Raw genomic sequence first — 23,996 nt, forward strand, 5'->3', positions numbered from 1 at the left:
TTGTTTATGACCAAGATTAAAGTTTTAATTTGTTTAAGTAGTTTTTTACTGATGGTAAATATTTGTCAAGGACAAACTTCTACTCAAAAGTTAAAAGAAAAAATTAATCTTGAAAGCGGTTTTCAAAATCCACCAAACCAAGCCAAAGCCAGAACTTGGTGGCATTGGATTAGTGGAAATGTTTCTAAATCTGGAATTACTAAAGATTTAGAAGCAATGAAATCTGTTGGTATTCAAGAGGCGCAATTATTCAACGTACATTTGGGTTTTCCAAAAGGCGGAATAACTTATTTAAGTGAAGAGTGGTTAGATTTATTTCACTTTGCAGCTTCAGAAGCAAAGCGTTTAGGTTTAGAATTGGCTTTTCATAACAGCGCAGGTTGGTCTTCTTCTGGAGGTCCTTGGGTTACAGAACAAAACGCAATGCAAACCGTAGTTTTTAGCGAGCTTGTTGTTGAAGGTGGTAACGTGTTAAAAAAAGAACTCCCGAAGCCAAAAACCAAACTCAGTTATTATAAAGATATTGTTGTTTTGGCGTTTCCAAAACCTAAGAAGTCTGTAAAAATTGATGGATTAGATTATAAAATATTATCAGATAGAATCAGAAATCATTTACTGCCAGATGTCAAAGAAATTCCAAATGCAGCTATAGTAAAGAAAGAAAGTGTTATAGACATCACTTCTAAAATCAATAAAGAAGGAATTTTAGAATGGGAAGTACCAAAAGGCGAATGGGTTATTTTACGAATTGGACATACGCCTAATGGGGCAAAAAATAGACCTGCTGTTGATGGTGGTCACGGTTTAGAGGTAGATAAAATGTCTGCAGCTGCTTTAGATGATTATTGGAACAAAGGTGTACAGCCCATTTTAAACAAATTGGGGGATTTAGTTGGAGAAACTGTAAATAATTGTTTGATTGATAGTTACGAGGTAGGGTCTCAAAATTGGACCACTGGTTTTGAGCATCAATTTAAAAAATTACGAGGTTATGATTTAACACCGTATTTACCAACTTTAGCAGGCTATTATGTAGAAAGTGGTGAGATTACAGAGCGTTTTCAATGGGATTTTAGGAGAACTATTGGCGATTTAATTACTGAAAATTACTATGGACACTTTGCAAAATTGTGTCATGAAAACAAACTGAATTTTTCAGTAGAACCGTATTGGGGACCTTTTGATAATATGCAAGTAGGTGCCAAAGGCGATATTGTAATGTGTGAGTTTTGGAGTGGTGGCTATCCGTTTTTTGATTCCTCAAAATTTGTATCCTCAATAGCCCATTTAAATGGTAGTAACATTGTTGGTGCAGAATCCTTTACTGGTATTGGCGGTTGGGATAAACACCCAGCAACCATAAAATCTATCGGAGATAAAGCATGGGCAGAAGGCATTACTCGTTTTATATTTCATACTTATGTGCATCAACCTTGGGATATTGCTCCAGGAATGGCATTAAGTTATCACGGTTTCGATTTTAACCGTTTGAATACTTGGTGGACACAAAGCAAATCGTATTTAGATTATATCTCCAAATCGCAATATTTATTACAACAAGGTACTAATGTTGCAGATGTTTTGATGTTTACTGGAGATTCTTCTCCAAACACAGCTTTTTTATTACCAGAATTAAAGAAATCTGGTTACGATTATGATTTAATTGGTGCTAATAAGCTCGGAGAATTATCCGTAGAAAACGGTAAAATTGTTACAAAATTTGGAGTAGCCTACGAAGTGTTGAGCTTACCAGAAAGCGATTGGATAACGCCTAAAACACTAAAAATAATAGAAGCTTTAGTTAAAAAAGGCGCAAAAATTATTGGTAGTAAACCTAAGCGTTCACCAAGTTTAAGCAATTACCCAGAAAGTGATACTTATATAAGAACAACTGCCAACGCACTTTGGGATAAAGGTTTGATAAAAGCTATTTCAATTGATGAGTTCTTAAAGAAAGAGCATATAACACCAGATTTTTCTATTGTTGAAGCAAATATGGAAGACATTGGTTTTATACACAGAAGAACAAAAGAAGCCGATATCTATTTTTTAGCCAATGCAAAAAAGGAAAAAGTAGCATTTACGGGACGCTTTAAAGTTGCAAACAAATTGCCGGAAATTTGGAACGCTGAAACTGGAGACATTAAAAAAGTAGCAGTTTGGAAAAATAATGATGATGGTACTGTAAATATTCCTATTGCTTTAGATAGTGAACAAGCTGTATTTGTAGTGTTTAAAGAAAATTCAGTAGATAAAAATCACATTGTTGAAGCTGATGTAAAATTAGAAAAACCAACACCAAGACCACTATCTAACTTAAAAATCATAAAAGCAGAATATGGTAATTTTTTACAAGAAGGATTGGTCGATATTACGGATAAAGTAGCTGCAGAGGTAAATGGTGGGACATTAAATTTTCAAATGTCTAGAGCCTTTTGCGATTGCGACCCAGCTATGGGCTATGTAAAAGAGTTTAGAATGGAATATGAAATTGGGGATAAAGTTGAACACATTCATGCTGAAGAACGAGAGTTTGTTAAAATAGATGCAGGTAATCAACCCCTCAAAATAATTTCTGCGGTGTTTGGTAAATTTAAAGCAGAAACCAAAGGTGTGCCTAAAAACTTTGAAGCTTTTGATGTTACCGAGGACATCAAAAAACAAGTGGCTTCTGGAAACTTGAATATCAAAATATCAGATGATTTCGTAAATGGTAAAGTATTAAAAAACGCTAATAATTTTCTGAAAATTACGTTTGAAACCGATGGAAATTTAAGAACAACTATAATTCCAGAAGGTGAATTTTTAAACCTAAATAAGTCTGATCCTTCATCAGAAGTTTATAAAGTCAATGGGAATACCGTTTGGAAAACACCTTTTTCAGGAAGTTTGTCTTATACAAATGCCTCAGGAAAATCAAAAAGGGTAAAAGTAAAAGTTCCAAATCCAATGGTGCTATCTGAAAATTGGCAGGTCACATTTCCTTTAAAAAACGGTACAGCACAAAAGAAGCATTTTGAAACATTAAAATCTTGGTCTGATGCAACGGAAGACGATATTCAATATTTTTCAGGAACTGCGATTTATGAAAAAGAATTCATCCTATCTAAAAAACAGTTATGTGAAGAAAATACTTTTAGATTGGATTTAGGGAGTGTGGCTATTGTTGCCGAAGTTTTTATAAATGATAAAAAAGTAAGCACATTATGGAAAGCGCCTTTTAGGGTTGCTATTGATAATTATGTGAAAGAAGGTCGTAATACAATAAAACTAAAAATCACCAATTTATGGGTAAATCGTTTAATTGGTGATGAAAAACAACTTTTGGATTACGAGCGTAAAGGTAATAAAACCAAGACACTTCCAGATTGGTTATCAAATCCAGAATCTCGCGATTCAAAAAGACAAACGTTCTCTTCTTGGAAACATTGGAAAAAAGATGATGAATTACAATTATCAGGACTTTTAGGTCCTGTAAGTATTCAATTTTATAAAAAAGTAAAACTCTAGAATGATAATGAACAAATACTTTTTTAAAATACTATTCATTTCTTTTTCCTTTTTGGGATGTGCATCAAAAACCAAAGAAGCCATAGTAACTACAAAAGAAAATGAATTGGTAGATTATTTTGCAGACAACGGTTTTGGAAATGCCGTCGCCATTGTACAACATCCAGCAGGAATTTACCATAAAGGCATTACTTATGTTGCTTATCAAGGTGCTTTAGAAGACCCTTATGTAGCATCTTACAATCACACTACAAAAGAATGGAAAGGGCCTTTTAAAGCGGGAATAAGTGAAATGGGTAAAGACCCTAATCGAAAGAAAAAAATAGACAATCATGGTAAGCCTGCAATTCTTATCGATGATGCAGGATATATTCATATTGCGTTTGGAGGTCATGGGGGAACACCCGATAATGGTGAAAACCCATTGGGTAATCATCATTATGGGAAAAATTTGCATGCGGTTTCTAAAAAACCTTTAAATATTTCTGAGTGGGAAACACTGGATAATATTTCGGTATTTGGTACATACAGTCAGTTTGTAAAAATGGATAATGGTGATATGTATCTATTTTATCGCCACGGTGCCCATAGAAGTAATTGGGTATATCAAAAATCTACAGATAATGGACGCACTTTTGGGGAGCCGGTTTCATTTTTAAAACATAAACGCCAACAAAATATTGAAGCCGAAGATTCTTGGTATCCTTGGGTAAGCAAAGGTAATGGAGATGATATTATTGTAGCGTTCGATTACCATATCTGTAGAGACAACAAAAACGCTCAAGATACTCGAGGTCATATACCAGAAAGACACAACTTGTATTATATGGTGTTTAATACTAAAACATGCGTGTGGAAAAATGTTAAAAATGAACCTTTAGAAATGCCTTTAACCAAGGAAATGGCAGATAAAAAAACTTTGGTAAGAGAGATAGCTGAAGATTGGACATTTCAAGGGGTAACGGATGTAGATCCAAATGGAAATCCGCAAGTCTGCATATTAGTAGGTCCAGATGTAGGAGAAAAAAGAAGCGGCCCCAAGCGCATAAAACATTTTAGATGGGATGGAAAAAGGTGGCTAAAAAGTGAGAATAAAGATCTTCCCAGAGGTAATGGTGATTTAGAAGTAAAATCTGCCACAGAAGTAAGTATATATTTAGAACATGTAACTAGTGATGATGTTGGAGAAATAAGCCGATGGGATAGCTTTGATGGAGGAAAATCGTTTAAAAAGAGCACCGTTTTTTTAAGTCGAAAGAATTCCAGTTTTGTAATATCATCGCTTATCGATAATGCACATCCTGATGCTAGAATCATTGTTGCTCAAAAAGAGGATGGGACTGATTTCAGAAAAATGTATCTTATAGGAGATAATGGTCCAATACAACGTTTGAAAAAAGAATCAGAAATTTTAAATAAAAAAACAAACAATTAAAATCAACTAAAAATGAAAATAATAAAACTACTACTCTTTAATACCTTAATTATAAGTTCGGTTTTATCTTGTGGGAATAAGACAAAAGAGAATACAATTAAAAATACAGTAGAAACTCAAACGCCACCAAATATTGTATTCATCTTATCAGATGACCAGTCGTGGACAGATTATAGTTTCATGGGAGATCAAAATATAGAAACTCCAAGGATAGACAAATTTGCTTCAGAAAGTTTAACCTTCACAAAAGGCTATGTACCTACGCCTTTGTGTTCACCTTCATTAGCCACTATAATTACTGGTTTGTACCCTAAAGATCATGGAATTTTAGGGAATGATAAGGTCTATGAGCGTGGAAATATCCGTGGAAAAGAAAGAGCCGAAGCATATAAGCCTGTTATTTCGGCTTTTGAAAAGCAAACTACACTTCCAGATATGCTTAAAGAAAAAGGCTATTTGTCTTTTCAAACAGGAAAATGGTGGCATGGTAACCACAAAATTGGAGGTTTTGATTATGGTATGACACATGGAGACCCGAAACGAGGTGGACGTCATGGGGATTACGGTTTAGAAATTGGTAGAAAAGGTTTAGATACAATTAGTAACTATGTAGACTTGGCACTAAAAGAAAAAAAGCCATTTTTCTTATGGTATGCACCATTTTTACCTCACAGACCTCATAACCCACCACAACATTTATTTGAAAAATATAAAAAGAAAACAGACTCTGAGCATTTAGCAAAATATTGGGCAATGATAGAGTGGTTTGATGAGACTTGTGGCCAATTATTTGATTTAATTGAAGATAAAGGCTTAACAGAAAATACGTTATTTGTGTATGTATGTGATAATGGTTGGAGACAAAATCCTGATAAAAGTGGTTATATGTCAGACTCTAAACGTGCACCTTATGATATGGGAATACGAACACCAATTATGTATAAATGGGCAGGTGAAATAAAACCTAAAATGGATACAAAAACCGTTGTAAGTAGTATAGATATGATACCGACAGTTTTAGATGTTTTAGATATAGAAAAACCTGAAAACCTACCAGGAGTTAGTGTTTTAAATAAAGAAACTTTGGATAAACGAGAAGGAATTTTTGGAGAAGTATACGCGCATGATTTTGATACTGTAGAGAATAGCATGTTTTACAATATGGCTATTTTTCCTCCATATAAAATAATTGTTCCAGATCCGGTTAGAAAGGCAAAGGAGAAAATTCAATTATTCAATATTGATGAAGATCCTTTCGAAAAAAATAATTTGGCAGAAAGTCATCCTGAAATTGTTAAAGATTTACAAGGGAAAATTGCAGCATTTAGAGCTGAATAAAAAGCACGTATTATGAATAAAATACACTTGATATTATTGGTGGTATTGACATTTGTTTTTTCTTGTAATAATAAAAAAAAGAATGTAGTAAAAGATGAAACGCCAAAGCCAAATGTTTTATTTATAGCTGTTGATGACTTGAACACTATGATAGGGCCTATTGACAATTTTTCAAACGTAAAAACACCAAATTTTGATAGGTTGGCAAAAATGGGAGTTACTTTTACAAATGCCCATGTACAGGCGCCACTTTGTGGTCCTTCAAGAGCTTCATTAATGACAGGTTTACGTCCATCTACTACTGGAATTTACGGAATGACCCCTGATAACGAAATTAGAAGAGAGGGAAATTCAGCAACTAAGGATATTACTTTTTTACCAGAATATTTTCAGCAAAATGGGTATCATACCATGGGAATTGGCAAGCTATTTCATATTCATGCACCAGACAGTGTGTTTAATGAATCAGGAGGACGTGTAAAAGGTTTTGGGCCATATCCCAAAAAGCGATTTGTTTGGGATGGTTTTGGAAAAGGTATTAGAGGAACACATGGAAGAACAAGCACAGATTGGGGAGCTTTTCCAGAAAGCGATACCTTAATGCCAGATCATCAATCTGTAAATTGGGTTACAGAAAGATTGCAAAGAAATTACGATAAACCGTTTTTTATGGGACTTGGTTTTTTACGTGTACACGTGCCTTTGTATGTACCACAAAAATGGTTCGATATGTATCCTTTAAATAAAATAGAAACGCCTCCATACAAATCTGATGATTTAAACGATATTCCAAATGTTGGTTTACAAATTAATGATTTACCGATGATGCCATCAACAGAATGGGCAAAGGAAAGTGGAGAGTGGAAAAAGATTGTACAAGCTTATTTGGCATGTATCAGTTATGTAGATTACGAATTAGGTCGTGTTTTAGATGCTTTAGAAAGTAGTAAGCATGCAGACAATACTATTATTGTTTTGTGGTCCGATCATGGTTATCGTTTAGGGGAAAAAGGCACTTTTGCAAAACACGCACTTTGGGAAACAGCTACTAAAGCACCGTTAATGTTCGCTGGTCCCAATTTGCCAAAAGGAAAGAAAATTACTGCACCTGTAGAAATGCTATCTATTTATCCAACCTTATTAGAATTGAGTGGATTGCCTGCTTATAAAAGAAATGAAGGGAAAAGTTTAGTAACGATGATGCAAAAAGATGAAGGAATTCAAGATGCTTATGCCTTAACTACTTTTGCGATGAATAACCATGCTATAAAAAAAGATGGGTTCAGGTACATACGCTATGAAGATGGTACAGAAGAGTTTTATGATCATAGTAAAGACCCGAATGAATGGACTAATGAAGCTAGTAATCCTAAGTACAAAAGTAAGTTAGCAACTTTAAAAGCGCTTTTACCAAAAGAGAATTCAAAATGGGATGAAAAATCAAATTACACGTTTCAACCATATTTTGTAGAACAAAAAAACCGGGGTAATGTTACTGGATATGAACCTGTGAAAGTGATTGAGGTAGATAGATAGTCTATTTTTATTCTTCAAAAACCAAATTTAGTTGCAGGACACTTCAGGACACTTTTGATTGTAAATACAATTATATTGCATAATTATATCAAATAAGTTACAATTCAAAAATAAATAGATGTTGTCTAGAGTAAATATTAAAACAAGTTTAGTATTAATAGGTTTGCTTTTTGGCTTATTAAATATTGATGCACAAGTCACACTCTCTACTGATTTTACAGATAATACTAAGCAAAATACGCCTTTACATAATATATGGTCTATTGCTAATCGTATTAGTCCAAAGAATGGTTCTAATATTCGTCCAGGAATAAAGATGAATATAGTTAGGATGATTGGTGGAATTAAAAAGACTGTAAATGGACAAAATGTTAAAGACTTAGATTTTGATACCTGTTTATATGATTCAATAAACAATATTTATGTGTATAGGTTTGAACGTCTTATTGATAGATTAGATAAGATTATAAATTCTCAAACAGAAATTCATCAAATTGTATTAGATCAACCACCTTGGGCTTTTCAACATGGTTACACTTTTATACCTGAAGGAACAAGAGACAATATTAATTTTCGTGAAGACGAGCAAATATCTATTTATGGAAATTCTTTACCTCCAGCCAATAAGCAAGCGTATCATGATTATATAAAAGCGTTAATGACCGAGTTGGTGAATACTTATGGTGAAGAAAAAGTATTATCATGGCGTTTTAGAGTGGGGTCGGAAATAGAAACTCCCGATCATTGGTTTGGAACCAAGCAAGATTTTATTGAGCATTTTGAAAATACCGAAAAAGCAGTAAGATCAGTGTTGCCAAATGCAGTTATTGGTTTACATACAAGAGCTCCAGATTTTTTATATAAAAACGGGACCATATTAAATTATAAAGGAGAACCTTTTGCTTCTTTTGCTGAAGGATTGATAGAATACTGTTTCGATAATAATATAAGATATGATTTTTGGGGAGTGTCAGATTACGTGGTTTTAGGTAATGGAACTTTGCGTAATATGAGCATAAAATATGATAAACTTTTTGCAGATTTAATAAACCACCCAAAATGGAATGCAAATGCAATTATTGACTTAATGGAATATGCCACTGTTACAACTATGAATGGTGCTGATGACCAAGGACTTATTAATGCAGAAACAACACATTCTGAAATTGTTGAATTGTATTTTTCTAACATTTATTATAAAAATAAAGACAAAGGTTTAGATTTAATTTATAGATGGGGTAATAGAACAGGTTCTGAAGACCCTCCAGCTATTAGCATCTTAAACTCGATGAATACTAAAATTCATTATGATACCAATATTTCAGGTTCACCGGAAACGACAACAAATGACATTGATGCTATTTTTGCAAAACAAGATAATAGTGATGCCTATGATGTTTTACTGTACAATTACAATAACAGCTCGTTAAACTATAGAGATAACGAGGAAGTAAGCGTATCTTTTAAGTTAGGTTTGCCAGAGGGGACAACGCTGTACTACAGAAGTATAGCTTACAGTAAAGACAATAACAAGCTTCAAAATTTTTTGATAGAAAATTCTAGTTTTGTAAAAAGTGGATTTGATGATAAAGGTAGTCCAGATAGAATTTTAACCGAAGAGGGATTTACAGCTTATGAAGCTTACCAAAACCCAAATCCACATAGCTATTCAGATTGGAAAAGCATTGAAACAACAGCCAGAACAGATGGTGAATCAGGGTCTGTAATTACTTTGAATACAGAAATCCCTTCTTTTGCATTTGAAAAAATCGAATTTAGGACTAATACTAATTTAGTAACGGTACTAAATACGCCACAATATAAATGGACAACTAACGATGATTTTCAACAGTTTTCTACATCTCAAATGTCAACTACAATAGCTGGAGATATAATTAATATGACTATTAGTGGTAATTTTCCAAACCTGATTTATGACACATCACTTAATATTGATAATTTTGATAGGTTTAAGATTGATGTTAAAAACGTAACGGATAGTGATCTGTTTTGGTTTGTTTGGTATAAAGATGGTGTAAAAAATCAGCGTCGTTTTCGTCCAGGAATTAATGAAACTTCCTTTAATACCTATATTGTAGATTTGAGTGCAGATGCAGATTGGAATGGAACCATTGATTCTTTTAATGTTGAGGTTGCTAACAGGTCAAGTTTGGGCGGTACTGTAGAAATTAGTAGTTTGGAGTTAGTACTTAAGGCAGGAATTGAAGAGCATACCATAACTACTAATATTATTGAAGGTTCTGGTGTGGTTTCTCCTTCTGGCGGTACTGTTTTTACAGATGAGGAAGTTACGTTTAATGCTTATCCTGATGCGGGTTGGGTGTTTCAAGGTTGGTCTGGTGATATAGTTAGTACAGAAAATCCGTTAACAATAACAGTAAATTCAAACCTAAATATTACAGCAACATTTGCTCAAGATGGTTTGTCTGTGGATGATTTTCAACAAAGCAAAGCCTTTACTGTATATCCAAACCCAAGTAGAAGTGGTGTATTTACGTTAAAAAACCAGAACTCAGAAAACTGGGATGTTTATAATTTTACCGGAACCAAAGTATTATCTGGAAAAGGGGAAACTATAGATATTTCTAACTTTTCACATGGTATGTATATCATTAAAATTAATAATGCTTACAAAAAAATACTATTTAATTAATCCAAATTAAATTAGGATGAAAGTTTTTTCAAAAATTTCAATATTCATATTGTTAGCTATTCTTTTTTTAAGTTGCAATACATCAACTTCACAAAAAAAAAAGGCTGGTGATAAAAAACCAAATCTAATTTTTTACTTAGCAGACGACCAAGATGTATATGATTATGGTTGCTATGGTAATGAAAAAGTAAGTACTTCGGCAGTAGACCGTTTAGCAAAAGAAGGCATGCTTTTTAATAATGCTTTTACCGCTCAGGCTATTTGCGCCCCAAGTAGGTCTCAGCTTTTTACGGGTAATTATCCTTTAAAAAATGGCTGTTTTGCCAATCATACAGCTACTCGACCTGATATAAAAAGTGTAACCACTCAAATGAAAAATTTGGGATATGAAGTGGTTTTAGCTGGCAAAAGCCATGTTAAACCTACAAGTGTGTATCAATGGGATAGAGAATGGGAGCCCGTTCCTAAAAAAGATGTACCTAGAGATTATATTCCTTTAGACAGTATAGAAGGTTATTTCAAAGCGACCAAAAAGCCATTTTGTATGTTTATTACGTCAAAATATCCTCATGGGAAGTATTTTGATGTTGAAAACCCAAATGCTGATGATATCAAGTTTTATCCTTTTAATGAACACAAAAAGAAGGATAAAGCATATGTAAAATCTAAAGCAGGTTATTACCGAAGTATTGAGGAAGATAACACGCAAATAGAAAAGGTCTTAGAAATGGTTGATACGTATTTAGATGATAATACCTTATTTATTTACAGTGCAGATCATGGGGTTTCGGGAAAATTCACGGTAAAAGACATTGGTTTAAAAGTGCCGTTTGTAGCACGTTGGCCAAAAGTGATTAAACCTGGGACGACTTCAAATCAGCTCATTCATTATACCGATGTTCTCCCAACATTTATGAACATAGCAGGAGGGAAGTCAACAGATGGTATGGATGGAAAAAGCTTTTTACCCATTTTACAAGGCGAAGATGTTGAGGTAAATCAATACGTTTATGGCGTAAGAACCAATCAAAATATTTTGAATTCTGAAGTGTTTCCTTCAAGAATGGTTCGCAATCAACGTTACAAATACATTCGAAATTTTAATTCAATAGAAGTTGTTGAACAAAATTTAACAGGAAAACCTAATGTAGATTACTTCATACAAAGAGGTGCTCAAGCATTTAAGAACGAACCATTCGAGGAATTATATGATTTAGAAAATGACCCTTTTGAGCAACAGAATTTGGCTAATAATTCAGAATTGAAAGCTGTAAAAGAAAGGTTGGTAAAAGACTTGTTTGTGTGGATGAATGAGCAAGGTGATATTTTAAATGAAGAACTTGGCAATATGCCAATTATCACACCTAAAGGAAAAAAAGGATTTAAGCTAGATCAAGATACACCAAGACGACAAATACCAGATTCCATAAAAAACACACTTACTAAAGATGATTATATAGTTATTCAACACTGGTAAAAAAATACTTTCAAAATGAATAGATTTCTCAATCTCGCAATAGGTTTAGCAATTCTTTTTACTTCATGTAAAAATGAAAAAGAAACAACCATAGCCACTAAAGAACAACAACCAATGAACATCTTGTTTATTGCCGTTGATGACTTACGCCCTGAACTTAATTTTTATGGTGCTAATCATATGCAATCCCCAAATCTCGATAAGTTAGCTGATGAAAGTTTAGTCTTTGATAGGGCGTATTGTAACATACCTGTGTGTGGTGCGTCAAGAGCGAGTTTGCTTACGGGTTTACGTCCGACAAGACATCGTTTTATAAATTACAGTACAAGGGCAGATAAAGATGCACCTCAGGCAGTTTCATTACCTAATTTTTTCAAGCAAAATGGATACACTACGATTTCTAACGGAAAGATATATCATAAAAGAAATGATGATAGTTTAGCTTGGGATAATATTTGGTTCCCAAAAGGAAATATTCGCGACTATCAATTAGAAAAAAACAGAATTGAAAATGGAGATGCAAATTTAGCTGTTGCAGGAGCTGCTGCTTTTGAAATGGCAGAAGTTGATGATACCGCTTATTTTGATGGTGAAATAGCTCAAAAAGGAATAGCAGATTTAAAAATGCTTGCAAATAAAAAACAACCCTTTTTTCTAGCCCTAGGTTTTATGAAACCGCATTTACCTTTTAATGCTCCAAAAAAATATTGGGATTTATACGATAGGGCAAAAATTGAACTACCTGAAAGTTATGTACAGCCCAAAAGCACACCTAAACAAGCCTTTCACAATTTTGGTGAGTTACGCAATTATGGTAATGTTCCAAAAAAAGGAAACCTTACGGAAGATTTATCTAAAGAATTGATTCATGGTTATTATGCTTGTGTCAGTTATGTAGATGCACAAATTGGTTTGGTTTTAGATGAATTAAAACGCTTAGAGTTAGAAGATGATACCATAGTTGTTTTATGGGGAGACCATGGTTGGAATTTGGGAGACCATAAATTATGGTCTAAGCATTCCACATTCGAGACCGCTTTAAAAACACCTTTAATAATCAAAGTGCCAGGTAAAACTAAAGGCCAAAAAACAAATGCCATAACTGAATACGTGGATATCTATCCAAGTTTAGTGGAACTTGCTGGTTTTGATGCACCAAAGAACCTTGAAGGCCAAAGCTTTATGCCAATTTTAAATGGAGAAATACCAGAAAAAGACTGGGCTGTTAGCAAATTTAAAGATGCTGTAACCTTGATTAAAGGCGACTTATTTTATACCGAATGGACTAAAGACGATGGAATAGCCTTTGCACGAATGCTGTTTGATCATAAGACAGACCCATTAGAACTCGACAATTTGGCCGAAAAACCGGAGTATCAAGAAACTGTTAATCAACTTGCAAAAGAGTTGCGAGCAAAATGGGGAAAAGATTTTTTTAAAATAGAAAGTTGAATCATGAAAAGCGTATCAAATTATATAGGTCTTTTAATCTTTTTCTTAGTGATAACTAGTTGTAAAAACGAAGAAAAGAAGACGCTTACTACTAAAGAAATAAAACCAAACATCATATATGTATATGTAGACCAAATGAGTGCTAATATGATGAGTAATGCTGGTAACACGTATTTAAAAACACCAGCATTAGATTATATTGCCGATAATGGTATTCGTTTTACAAGAGCTTATACTACCAACCCTGTGTGTTCGCCAGCAAGAGTAAGCTTAATCACAGGCCGCTTTCCAAGTTATTTTAAAGATGATAAAGGAAACGAAATTCGAGAAAATAGAGGGTCCATGAAGATTCCGACGGTTACTGAAGAAGTGAAGAATACAACCATTGCTTCCTATCTGAAAAAGGCGAATTATGACTTGTATTTTGGTGGCAAAGAGCATTTACCAGAGTCCTTAACACCTGCAGCACTTGGTTTTAATAAATTTAGTGATGACGAAAGAGGTGAGTTGGTAAACAAAGCCGCTGAAATTATTAGTGAAAAGCATGAAAACCCATATTTCATGGTGGTTTCATTAATAAACCCACATGATATTTGCTACATGGCTTTACGGGAAAAAGCAACCAGTAAAAATGATGCCATACTCTTAAAACGTGCAAAAGTTGAATTAGCAACTTTAGATGAAGCAATGAAAATTCCAGAAGGTGTTAGTGAAGAAGAATTTTATGCAAGTTATTGTCCACCATTACCAAAAAATTACGAACCTCAAATTGATGAGCCTAAAGCTGTAAAAAGCTTAATTAATGCGAGACCGTTTCGTAAAAATGCCAGAGAACATTTTACAGATAACGATTGGAAGCGTCATAGATATGCTTATCATCGTTTGACGGAGGTTATGGATAAAGAAGTACAAGTGCTTATAGATGCTATAAAGAATAGCGGGCAAGAAGATAATACACTAATCATCTTTTCAAGCGACCATGGCGATATGAGTGCAAGTCATCGTATGGAACATAAGTCTACTTTATATGAAGAATCTGCAAACATTCCGTTTATGGCGATGTGGAAAGGCCATATTCCTGCCGGTCAGGTCAACGAAGTAGATTTGGTTTCTAATGGATTAGATTTACTTCCCACTGTGTGTGATTATGCCAATATTAAAGGTGTTTCTGATGTTCGTGGTAAAAGCTTAAGACCACTTTTTGAAGGTGCAGAAGTGGATTGGAGAGAGACCCTTGGTGTAGAAAGTGAAATTGGTAAAATGGTAGTTGATAAAAAGGGTTTGAAATATACGCGTTATGACGTTGATGAAATTGAAGAACAGTTGTTAAACTTAAAGGAAGACCCTTTTGAAACAACTCATTTTACTAATGATGTTGAATTTAAAGATGACCTAGAAAGATTGCGAAAGATATATAATACAGAATGGTTTAAGTAACAAGAACTGGACTATATTATAAAAATGATGTCGATGAAATTGAAATGTTTAAAATCAAATTTTAGGATTGTAGTATTGTTGCTACTCATTACTTTTAAAATGAGTAGTCAGGTTATAGAGCGTCCTTTTATTTTAGTAACATCTGAAGAACGAAGTCAAGTTCTTGAAAAAATAGAGACTCAAGATTGGGCAAAAGACATCTATACTAAACTAAAGTTAAAAACCGATTATCAGGTTGTATCCTTTAATAAGAATCCAAAGGCTTATTTAGAAAAATTACCTTTTAATTGGTCCAAAGGTCAAAAAAATAGCTTTCCCCCTTTTTATAAAACGTATCATATAGAAAATGGAGTTCAAAAAAATCTTGATAATGCCACAGATACAGAAAAGAAATATATGGAATTATTGGATAAATACTTGCAAGTGGCTATTGATTGTGGCTTGATGTATTATTTAACCCAAGATGAAAAATACGCATATGTGGGAAGTAGCATTCTATATTCTTTCACAAAATCAGTTCAAAAATCTAAGCTTTCAGACTGGCATGGTAGAGGAGGTTGGCTGTTTCCTTATGATGGTTTTAGAGAAGTACGTGTTATAGGTTATAAGATTCCTTTAATTTATGACTTTACTGCTTCTTATCTTAAAAAAGGAGGTAGAGTATTTAATATCATCAAAAATAAAAGAGTAGATTTTCCTGTAAATGAGCTTCAGGATGTATGTAGAACCTATGCAGATATCACAATCAATTACGGGCAAATAGGTTCAAATCATTCAGTTTTGGAATCTCCAAGTTTGGTATATAATGCTTTAGCGATGGATGACCAAAATGAACGAGAAACATTATTATCTTATTTTTTAACTAATAGTACTGGTAATCAAGACGCTCTTAATGTCATGGCAAAAAATTATAAAAAAAAGGAGATATTTGGCCTGAGACATCACAATATTTAAATCATTCAACTGCAATTTTAGCAAAGTTATTGTTGGTTGTCAATAAGTATGACCCTACTCTAAAACTAGGAAAAAAATATCAAAACATATTATATGCACTAGCAAGGTTAGACTATTTTGTATATCCAAATAATGAAATTATAAGGTGGGGCGATGGACATAGGAGAGCTCATGCACCATACGAAGCTTATGAAAATGCCTATGTGTTGTCAAAAATAGATAGTTTACCAAATTTGCAAAACAAATTTGCGCCACTAATAAAAAGAGCCTTGACTAAAGGTAAATACCATAGGGAAAATCCTGAAGCTTTGTTTTGGTTTGACAATGATATTAGTGAAGAAGTCGCTAAGATTGATTTACCAAGAACGGATAGAGTATATCACGCAGGTATTGTATTGCAACGTAACTTGAGTAATACTAATAAATCAAAAGATGGATTAATGTGTTTTGTTGGAGGTGCTCACATGGTACATGGACATGCTGAAGGTATGAATATTGAATTGTATGGTGAAGGACAGGTATTAGGTGTTGACCATGGTAGAAAGCGATACGGAAAAGATCTTCATGAAAATTATTCAAGAATTTTTGCAGCACACAATACCGTTATTGTAAATGGAAGTTCTCAAGGAGAAGGTGGATGGGTTAATTTGGGTATAAACAAAGTTGAGTTAATTTCTATGGAACCCCAAGTTGGTAAAGAAGGAGTTTCTCCATATCATTCTTTCAGTCAAACCAGTTTTGAAGATAATAAAGGAGACAAAGCAGAGGCTTCTCAAGAACGTACTTTAGCTTTAATACGTACTTCGCCAACAACAGGTTATTATGTGGATGTGTTTCGTTCGAAATCTAAGCTTTCAAATGAATATCATGATTATCTGTATCACAATATAGGTGATAAGATAGTTTTTGAAAATAGTGACATGGCTTTTAAGAAAACACCAAAGCGCTATATAGCAAATGCAAATGCAAATTGGAAGCATAATAAAGTATATAGGAATCCAGGTTGGCATTTTTTTAAGAATGTAAAAACATCAAAAAGCTACCATAATGATATTAAGGCGACATTTAATACTAAAAAATTAAGTACAGGAAGCGTCTTTATGCAACTACATATTCCAGGTTTTAAAAACAGAACATATACCAAAGTAAAAGCACCTATAACTTTTGAGTCGCCAAAACCGTATAGTAATTTGCCAACACCAACATTAATAATTAGAAACAATGGTTCTGCATGGGAAAATCCATTTGTAGTGGTTTATGAACCATTTAATAAAAATGAGAAACCCACAATTTCTTCGGTAAATAAAATAGAACAAGACGGTATTTATAAAGGATTAAAAATTGAAAGTAATACACCATCAAAAAAAATAATTCAATACATTATCACACAATCAAAAGGAGATATTTTCAAAAACGAAGCTTTAGGTCTTTATTTTAAAGGCTCTTTTGCTATAATAACTTTGGATGAAAAACAGAAGTTGCAAAACATTTATATTGGCGAAGGTCAAAAACTTGTTTATAAAAACAAAATTATTACAGCAAATGAGAATAGCACCTTTTACAAAGAAATGAGTAGGTGAAAATAGTTTGATTTTTAGATTAATTTACACACAAGTATATGAAAATCCAATGGTTATTTTGAATGTATACTACTTAAAGCAGAAACGCTCATTCTATAGAGAATCTCTATCAATAAAGTTAAAAGGCACTTTTACTTTTCCTTTGGTTTTATCTAGTATCATTTGAGCAGCAGTTTCTCCCATTACCTTAAAATCTGTTGAAATAACTGTAATTCCTAGAAGTTCTTTAAGTGGTGTGTCATTGTAGGATATAATACCAATTTCTTCACCGAGAATAAACTCGTCTTCTCTTACTCGCTTTACAAGGTTAACCAAGTCAGCTTCTTCAATGGTAATAAATAAATCGCCTTTTTTCAAAATCATATCATCATAAACTTTGTCTAGGATTTCAAAATCTAGTTTATGTTCAACACAAAATTTTCTAAACCCATGTAAAATCCTTCTTGGGTAAGGATATACTGCCTTTTCAGGGTAGATTAATACAATGTTTTTATATTTTTTTATTTTTGGTAATCCTTCTTTTAATGCAAAATAGATATCGTTTTCAAAATCTTGGTAGATTTCTACTAGACCACTATTTATATTTGGCTTTATATTATCTAAAATAACTAATTTGTCTTTAGGTATTTGTTTTAATGCTTTAATAACTCTATCAGTATGGCTTACATGTTTTAATTGATCTGTTTTAAAATGAGGCATAATGATAAAATAGTCATATGCAGATTTGTTTTTATCTAATAAATTTAAAAACAAGCTTTCATCACAGTGATAGATATGTAAATCAGTATGTGAATTTGCACCAATTGTATTTATAAAATGGTTATAAGTTCGTAGTTTATATGAGCTTAGTTTGTTTACTAAAAATAAGATATTAACTTTAGAAATTAATTTGGTTCTAGATATATAGTAGCCTTTACCTCGAATTGAGGTAATAATATTTCTATCTTTTAGTATACTATATGCTTTTTCAACAGTGTCTCTTGATAAATAAAACTCTTCACTAAACATATTTATAGAGGGAATCTTTTGGTCCATAGTTAAATTGCCTAAAGAAATATTATCTATTATAGAATCAATGATTTGTTGGTATTTTGGAACCCTTGAGTTTTCATCAATTTTTATGTACTTAATTAGATTCATTTTTTGAGAGTAAAATTTAATTTATGAAAAGTAAAGATTTTTCTTTAAAATAAAAGAAAATAATATACTAAAATACTATAAAGGTCTTCAGATAAAAAAATATAATGATTAAGTATAATGTATTTGTATTTTTTTTTAACAATAATGAGCTTCTACTACAATGACTAAAAGGCTAGTGCTTGCTTTTTAATTTTTTTAAAAAGCTACAAGATGTTGTTTGTTAAATTTGTATGTGATATATTTAATAACTGTGATATAAAGTGAGCTTTTTTTTAAGGGATAAAGACTAACTATTACAATACTTATCAAAATCTAAAAACATATTCCTTGTTAACTTAATTATTAGCAAAGGCAATTATTAATCATTGTTGTAGAATATATTTGAAATGCTAATATAGATTTAGTGAAAATATTAAGATACTGTAATTCAGTGTTTTATTTTGTGATAATTAATATTAAAGTGTTTTTTTTAACTTAATATTTACAATTACGGTACAGTACAGGATAGGAAAGTGTGTTTTCAAATATATTTTTGATATCATCATTTATTATAATATAAAACAATGGAGAAAAGTACTAAGAGTTTTAAATACGTAGATTATTTATGGGATGAATCAAAAGCATTGGCTTTAGGTGATAATCAAGTTGAATTATTTTTATATCGCTCAAATATTTTAGGAGCGGATTTAAGAATTACAAATTATGGAGGAGGAAATACAAGTTGTAAGACCATAGAAAAAGATCCTTTAACGAATGAAGATGTTGAAGTAATGTGGGTAAAAGGCTCTGGAGGAGATATAGGTACTTTAACTCGTTCTGGAATAGCAGGATTATATACAGAAAGGTTACGCGATTTAAAAAATGTTTACCAAGGTTTACACGATGAAGATAGAATGGTAGGCTTGTTTAATCATTGTATTTACGATTTAGACAGTAAAGCACCATCAATAGATACACCTTTACATGGTTTATTACCATTTGCACATATAGATCATTTACATCCTGATGCTTTAATTGCAGTTGCTGCAGCTAAAGATAGTGAGCAAGTAACCAAAGAAATTTGGGGAGATACAATGGGATGGGTACCATGGCAAAAACCAGGTTTTGATCTTGGCTTGCAATTAGAGAAATGTTTGGCTGATAATCCTGGAATAAGAGGTATTGTTTTGGGTAGTCATGGTTTATTTACTTGGGGAGATACATCTTATGAATGTTATATGAATAGTTTGGAAGTTATTGAAATGGCTTCTGATTATATTACAAACAAAATAAAAGAAGGTGGTCCTGTATTTGGTGGTCAGAAAGTAGAAAGTTTACCAAAAGAGGAGCGTTTAGAAAAAGCATCACAGCTAATGCCTCTATTAAGAGGTTTGTGTTCTTCTGAGAATAGAATGATAGGTCATTTTTCGGATACAGATGTAGTGATGCAATATATTAATAGTAATGACTTGGAAAGATTGGCACCTATGGGTACATCTTGTCCCGATCATTTCTTGAGAACTAAAATTCAACCTCTAGTATTAAAATTAGATAAAAATGAAGATTTATCAGATGCTGATGCCATTTTAAAGAAATTAGAACCAGCATTTGAAGCATATCGTCAAGAATATGTAGATTATTATAATACTTGTAAAAAAGATAATAGTCCAGCAATTAGAGATGCAAATCCAGTAATAATAATCTATCCAGGTGTTGGTATGTTTAGTTTTGCTAAAAATAAGCAAACAACACGTGTGGCTAGTGAGTTCTATATCAATGCAATCAACGTAATGCGTGGTGCAGAAGCTATTACTGAATATACATCTTTACCAAGACAAGAAGCTTTTGATATTGAGTATTGGTTATTAGAAGAAGCAAAGTTACAACGTATGCCAAAGGAAAAGCCTTTATCGCGTAAAGTAGCTTTAGTTACTGGAGCAGGTGGCGGAATTGGTAAAGCTATTGCTGATAAACTAGCAGCTGAAGGAGCAAATGTTGTTCTTACAGATATTAACGAAGAAGCACTTGTTAAAGCGAACAAAACATATGCAAGAGATGTATCTACTTATGCAATTTGTGATGTAACAAGTACAGAATCTATAGAAAATGCTTATAAGAAAGCAGTGATTGAATTTGGAGGGTTAGATATTGTAGTGCATAGTGCTGGTTTAGCAATCTCCAAACCATTATTAGATACAACAGATAAAGATTGGAATATATTACAAAGTATTTTAGTTAAAGGTCAGTTTGATTTAGCTAAGCAATTTTCAGCTATCACTCGTAAACAAGATTTAGGAGGAGATTATATCGCAATTGCTAGTAAAAATGGATTAGTAGCTGGACCTAATAACGTAGCTTACGGTACTGCTAAAGCTGCGCAACAACATATGGTACGTTTATTAGCTGCTGAATTGGCTAAAGATAAGGTTCGAGTAAATACAGTAAACCCAGATGGTGTAATTGTGGGAAGTAAGATTTGGGAAGGTGCTTGGGCAGAAGGTAGAGCAAAAGCCAATGGTATTACAGTTGAAGAGCTACCAGCATTTTATGCAAAAAGAAACTTGTTAAATGAAATTATTACGCCAGATGATATTGCTAATGGTGTATTCTCTTTAGTTGGTATTCTAGATAAATCTACAGGAAATATTATCAATGTTGATGGAGGAATGGCCAATGCATTTGTAAGATAAAATTAAAAAAGTATAGTAATTGTTTTTAGTTTAGTTGAGTAAAAAAAAGAAAGCTTCCATAGATTTTGTTTGAAGTTTATGGGGTTTTCTTTTTTTATTTTTGAAAGATATTAAAATTATGAAAGTACAAAAAGAGCAAATCTCAGATTATAATAAAAAGGACTTAGAAAGTCATAATGAGAATTTTGATTTCTTAGCTAATAAATTAAGTAAACAAGGTCATAATGTTTCTGATATTGTTACAAAATTAGCCAAATTTCAGGTAGCTATACCAAGTTGGGCATTGGGAGCTGGAGGAACACGTTTTGGTCGTTTTTCTTTTTACGGAGAACCTTCAAATCTTGAACAAAAAATAGAAGATGTAGGAATTCTTCATAGTTTAACTCAAACTGCTGGAGCTATTTCTTTGCACATTCCTTGGGATATTCCTTCTGATTATAACGCAATTAAAGAAAAAGCTAGTGCTTTAAATATTAAATTTGATTCTGTAAATTCAAATACTTTTCAAGATCAAAAAGATGCTCTAGAAACTTACAAATATGGTTCTTTAAGTAATGTCAGTAAAGCTGTTAGAGAACAAGCAATACAACATAATCTAGATGTAATTAATATTGGAGACAAATTAGGTTCTAAAAGTTTAACGGTTTGGTTAGCAGATGGCTCTTGTTTCCCAGGTCAAAATAATTTTCAAACCGCTTTTCAAAATACGCAAAATAGCTTAATAGATATATACAAAGGTTTACCAAGTGATTGGTCTATGTTGATAGAATATAAACCTTATGAACCAAATTTTTACAGTACAGTAATTCAAGATTGGGGAGCTTCCTTAATGCTTGCTAATGGTTGTGGAGATAAAGCTTATACTTTAGTAGATTTAGGGCATCACTTACCAAATTCAAATATAGAACAAATAGTATCTATCCTTCAATTAAAAGGTAAATTAGGTGGATTTCACTTTAATGATAGTAAATATGGAGATGACGATTTAACTGTAGGGAGCATAAAACCGTATGCCTTATTCTTGATTTTTAATGAACTGGTTTATGGAATGCAAAACAATCCACAAAACCCTGATTTAGCTTGGATGATAGATGCAAGTCATAATGTAAAAGATCCTTTAGAAGATTTAATACAATCCTTAGAGGCTATTCAAGAAGCTTATGCTAAAGCAATGCTTATAGACCAATCTGCATTAAAAGCAGCACAGTTAGATAATGATGTAGTTAAATGTCAAGAAATTTTGCAAGAAGCTTACAGAACAGATGTGAGACCTTTATTAGAAAAAGCTCGATTAAATGGTGGAGGTGTATTAAGTCCAATTGATGCTTACAGAACTTTAAATATTAGAGAAGGTCTAATAAAAGAAAGAGGTAAAAACACTGTAGCTACAGGACTATAAATTTTTCAAGAATGAAAAAAGTAACCGCAGTTTTTGATATTGGTAAAACCAATAAAAAGTTTTTTCTATTTGATAAGGATTTTAAAGAAGTCCATAAAGAATATGTTTCTTTTGATGAAATAGAAGACGAAGATGGACATCCAACCGAAAATCTTCCTGCACTCCAAAAATGGTTAAAAGACGTTTTTAATCGAATTTTAAAATCAAAAAAATTTGAAGTTAAAGCCATTAACTTTTCAACTTATGGAGCTAGTTTAGTTCATCTTGATGAAGATGGAAATCCATTAACCCCTCTTTATAATTATACTAAACCACTTCCAGAGAATATTATATCCTCTTTTTTTGAAGCTTATGGACCAAAAGAAGAATTTCTTAAAACTACAGGTTGTGCAGATTTAAGTATGTTAAATTCTGGACTCCAGTTATATTGGTTAAAAAATACAAAACCAGAAGTTTTTAAAAGGATAAAATTCTCATTACACTTACCTCAGTATCTAAGCTATATATTTACTGGTATTGCTTTAAGTGAATATACTAGTATTGGCTGTCACACTGCATTATGGGATTATAGTAAAAAAGATTATCATAATTGGGTTTATAAAGAAGAGTTTGATAAAATTCTACCACCAATAGTATCTACTGAAACAAGTATAAATATGAACTACAATGGCAATCGAATTAAGATAGGTGTTGGCATTCATGATAGTTCAGCTGCTTTACTTCCATATGTTAGAAGTATCAAGAAAAAATTTGTTCTAGTATCTACAGGTACTTGGAGCATTGTTTTTAACCCATTTACTGAGAATCCAATTTCTGAGGATATTTATAAAAAAGATGTACTTAATTACATGCGGATTAATGGAAAACCTGTTAAAGCAACACGTATATTTTTAGGAAATGAGTACAAAGTGCAAGTTGATAAACTTGATAAGCATTTTGGTGTTAGTGATGATTATCATCGTACAGTTAAGTTTGATTATGATACCTATTTTGAAATAATTCAAGATTTTAAGCATTGTTTCAGATGGGAGAGTATTACAGATGAAAGTATGCCTGAAAAAACTCATATTTCTTATCATAAATATGAACATGCATACCACCAGTTAATTACAGAACTTGTACTCTTGCAGATTAAATGTATTAAAGAGGCTCTTGGTGGTGATAATATTGCTAGAATATATGTAGATGGTGGATTTAGTAATAATGATATTTATATAAAGTTGTTATCCCATCATTTTAGAGAGAAAAAATTAAGTACAACAGATGCTTCTTTGGGTTCTGCACTAGGTGCTGCTATTTCAATTTCAGATAATAAATTGAATTCTAAGTTTTTGAAAAAGAATTATGCCTTGAAAAAGCACGTTCCATTTATAGTAAGTTAGAAGTTAAAGAAAT

14 protein-coding genes are annotated in these 23,996 nt (G+C 32.5%); 13 read left to right on the forward strand and 1 reads right to left on the reverse strand.

Going from position 1 to position 23,996, the window contains the following annotated elements; genetic code table 11:
- The first annotated feature begins 6 nt into the window (after nucleotides 1-6).
- The 10 genes from DIS18_RS08040 to DIS18_RS08085 all read left to right on the forward strand — a co-directional run bounded on the left by DIS18_RS08040 (nucleotide 7) and on the right by DIS18_RS08085 (nucleotide 17,393).
- Nucleotides 7-3,510, forward strand: coding sequence for a glycosyl hydrolase (locus DIS18_RS08040; protein WP_219930755.1), 3,504 nt, complete (start codon nucleotides 7-9; stop codon nucleotides 3,508-3,510).
- A gap of 7 nt (nucleotides 3,511-3,517) precedes the next feature.
- Nucleotides 3,518-4,945, forward strand: a complete 1,428-nt coding sequence (locus tag DIS18_RS08045) for a BNR-4 repeat-containing protein (RefSeq protein ID WP_245925631.1) — start codon at nucleotides 3,518-3,520, stop codon at nucleotides 4,943-4,945.
- A gap of 12 nt (nucleotides 4,946-4,957) precedes the next feature.
- Nucleotides 4,958-6,283, forward strand: a complete 1,326-nt coding sequence (locus tag DIS18_RS08050) for a sulfatase-like hydrolase/transferase (RefSeq protein WP_109352466.1) — start codon at nucleotides 4,958-4,960, stop codon at nucleotides 6,281-6,283.
- A 12-nt stretch (nucleotides 6,284-6,295) separates the two neighbouring features.
- Complete coding sequence (locus tag DIS18_RS08055; RefSeq protein ID WP_109352467.1) at nucleotides 6,296-7,819, forward strand: sulfatase; 1,524 nt, start codon at nucleotides 6,296-6,298, stop codon at nucleotides 7,817-7,819.
- A gap of 118 nt (nucleotides 7,820-7,937) precedes the next feature.
- Nucleotides 7,938-10,493 (forward strand): T9SS type A sorting domain-containing protein, encoded by a 2,556-nt coding sequence (locus tag DIS18_RS08060; RefSeq protein ID WP_109352468.1) that lies wholly within the window; start codon nucleotides 7,938-7,940, stop codon nucleotides 10,491-10,493.
- Between the two features lie 16 nt (nucleotides 10,494-10,509).
- On the forward strand, nucleotides 10,510-11,970 hold the full coding sequence (locus tag DIS18_RS08065; protein WP_109352469.1) for a sulfatase family protein: 1,461 nt from the start codon (nucleotides 10,510-10,512) through the stop codon (nucleotides 11,968-11,970).
- Nucleotides 11,971-11,985: 15 nt separating this feature from the next.
- Nucleotides 11,986-13,422 (forward strand): sulfatase, encoded by a 1,437-nt coding sequence (locus tag DIS18_RS08070; protein ID WP_109352470.1) that lies wholly within the window; start codon nucleotides 11,986-11,988, stop codon nucleotides 13,420-13,422.
- A gap of 3 nt (nucleotides 13,423-13,425) precedes the next feature.
- Nucleotides 13,426-14,859 carry a sulfatase family protein gene (locus tag DIS18_RS08075; RefSeq protein ID WP_109352471.1) on the forward strand — a complete coding sequence of 478 codons (1,434 nt, stop codon included), beginning with the start codon at nucleotides 13,426-13,428 and terminating at the stop codon, nucleotides 14,857-14,859.
- A 33-nt stretch (nucleotides 14,860-14,892) separates the two neighbouring features.
- Nucleotides 14,893-15,813: a hypothetical protein gene (locus DIS18_RS08080; protein WP_146191810.1), complete on the forward strand. Its 921-nt coding sequence runs from the start codon at nucleotides 14,893-14,895 to the stop codon at nucleotides 15,811-15,813.
- A 14-nt stretch (nucleotides 15,814-15,827) separates the two neighbouring features.
- The gene (locus DIS18_RS08085) at nucleotides 15,828-17,393 is read left to right on the forward strand and encodes an endo-acting ulvan lysase-like protein (protein ID WP_483860582.1); all 1,566 of its coding nucleotides are present in this window, start codon (nucleotides 15,828-15,830) and stop codon (nucleotides 17,391-17,393) included.
- A gap of 93 nt (nucleotides 17,394-17,486) precedes the next feature.
- Here the strand turns inward: DIS18_RS08085 and DIS18_RS08090 are convergent, their stop codons facing one another.
- Entirely contained in the window at nucleotides 17,487-18,533 is a 1,047-nt protein-coding gene (locus tag DIS18_RS08090) for a GntR family transcriptional regulator (protein ID WP_109352474.1), read from the reverse strand.
- A 563-nt stretch (nucleotides 18,534-19,096) separates the two neighbouring features.
- Between DIS18_RS08090 and DIS18_RS08095 the strand changes: the two genes are divergently transcribed.
- From DIS18_RS08095 to DIS18_RS08105, 3 genes are all read left to right on the forward strand, one after another.
- Complete coding sequence (locus tag DIS18_RS08095; protein WP_109352475.1) at nucleotides 19,097-21,202, forward strand: bifunctional aldolase/short-chain dehydrogenase; 2,106 nt, start codon at nucleotides 19,097-19,099, stop codon at nucleotides 21,200-21,202.
- Between the two features lie 118 nt (nucleotides 21,203-21,320).
- Nucleotides 21,321-22,601 (forward strand): sugar isomerase, encoded by a 1,281-nt coding sequence (locus DIS18_RS08100; protein WP_109352476.1) that lies wholly within the window; start codon nucleotides 21,321-21,323, stop codon nucleotides 22,599-22,601.
- A gap of 11 nt (nucleotides 22,602-22,612) precedes the next feature.
- Nucleotides 22,613-23,983 carry an FGGY-family carbohydrate kinase gene (locus DIS18_RS08105; protein ID WP_109352477.1) on the forward strand — a complete coding sequence of 457 codons (1,371 nt, stop codon included), beginning with the start codon at nucleotides 22,613-22,615 and terminating at the stop codon, nucleotides 23,981-23,983.
- Nucleotides 23,984-23,996 lie beyond the last annotated feature (13 nt).

Source organism: Algibacter marinivivus, assembly GCF_003143755.1.
GTDB classification, from domain to species: domain Bacteria; phylum Bacteroidota; class Bacteroidia; order Flavobacteriales; family Flavobacteriaceae; genus Algibacter_B; species Algibacter_B marinivivus.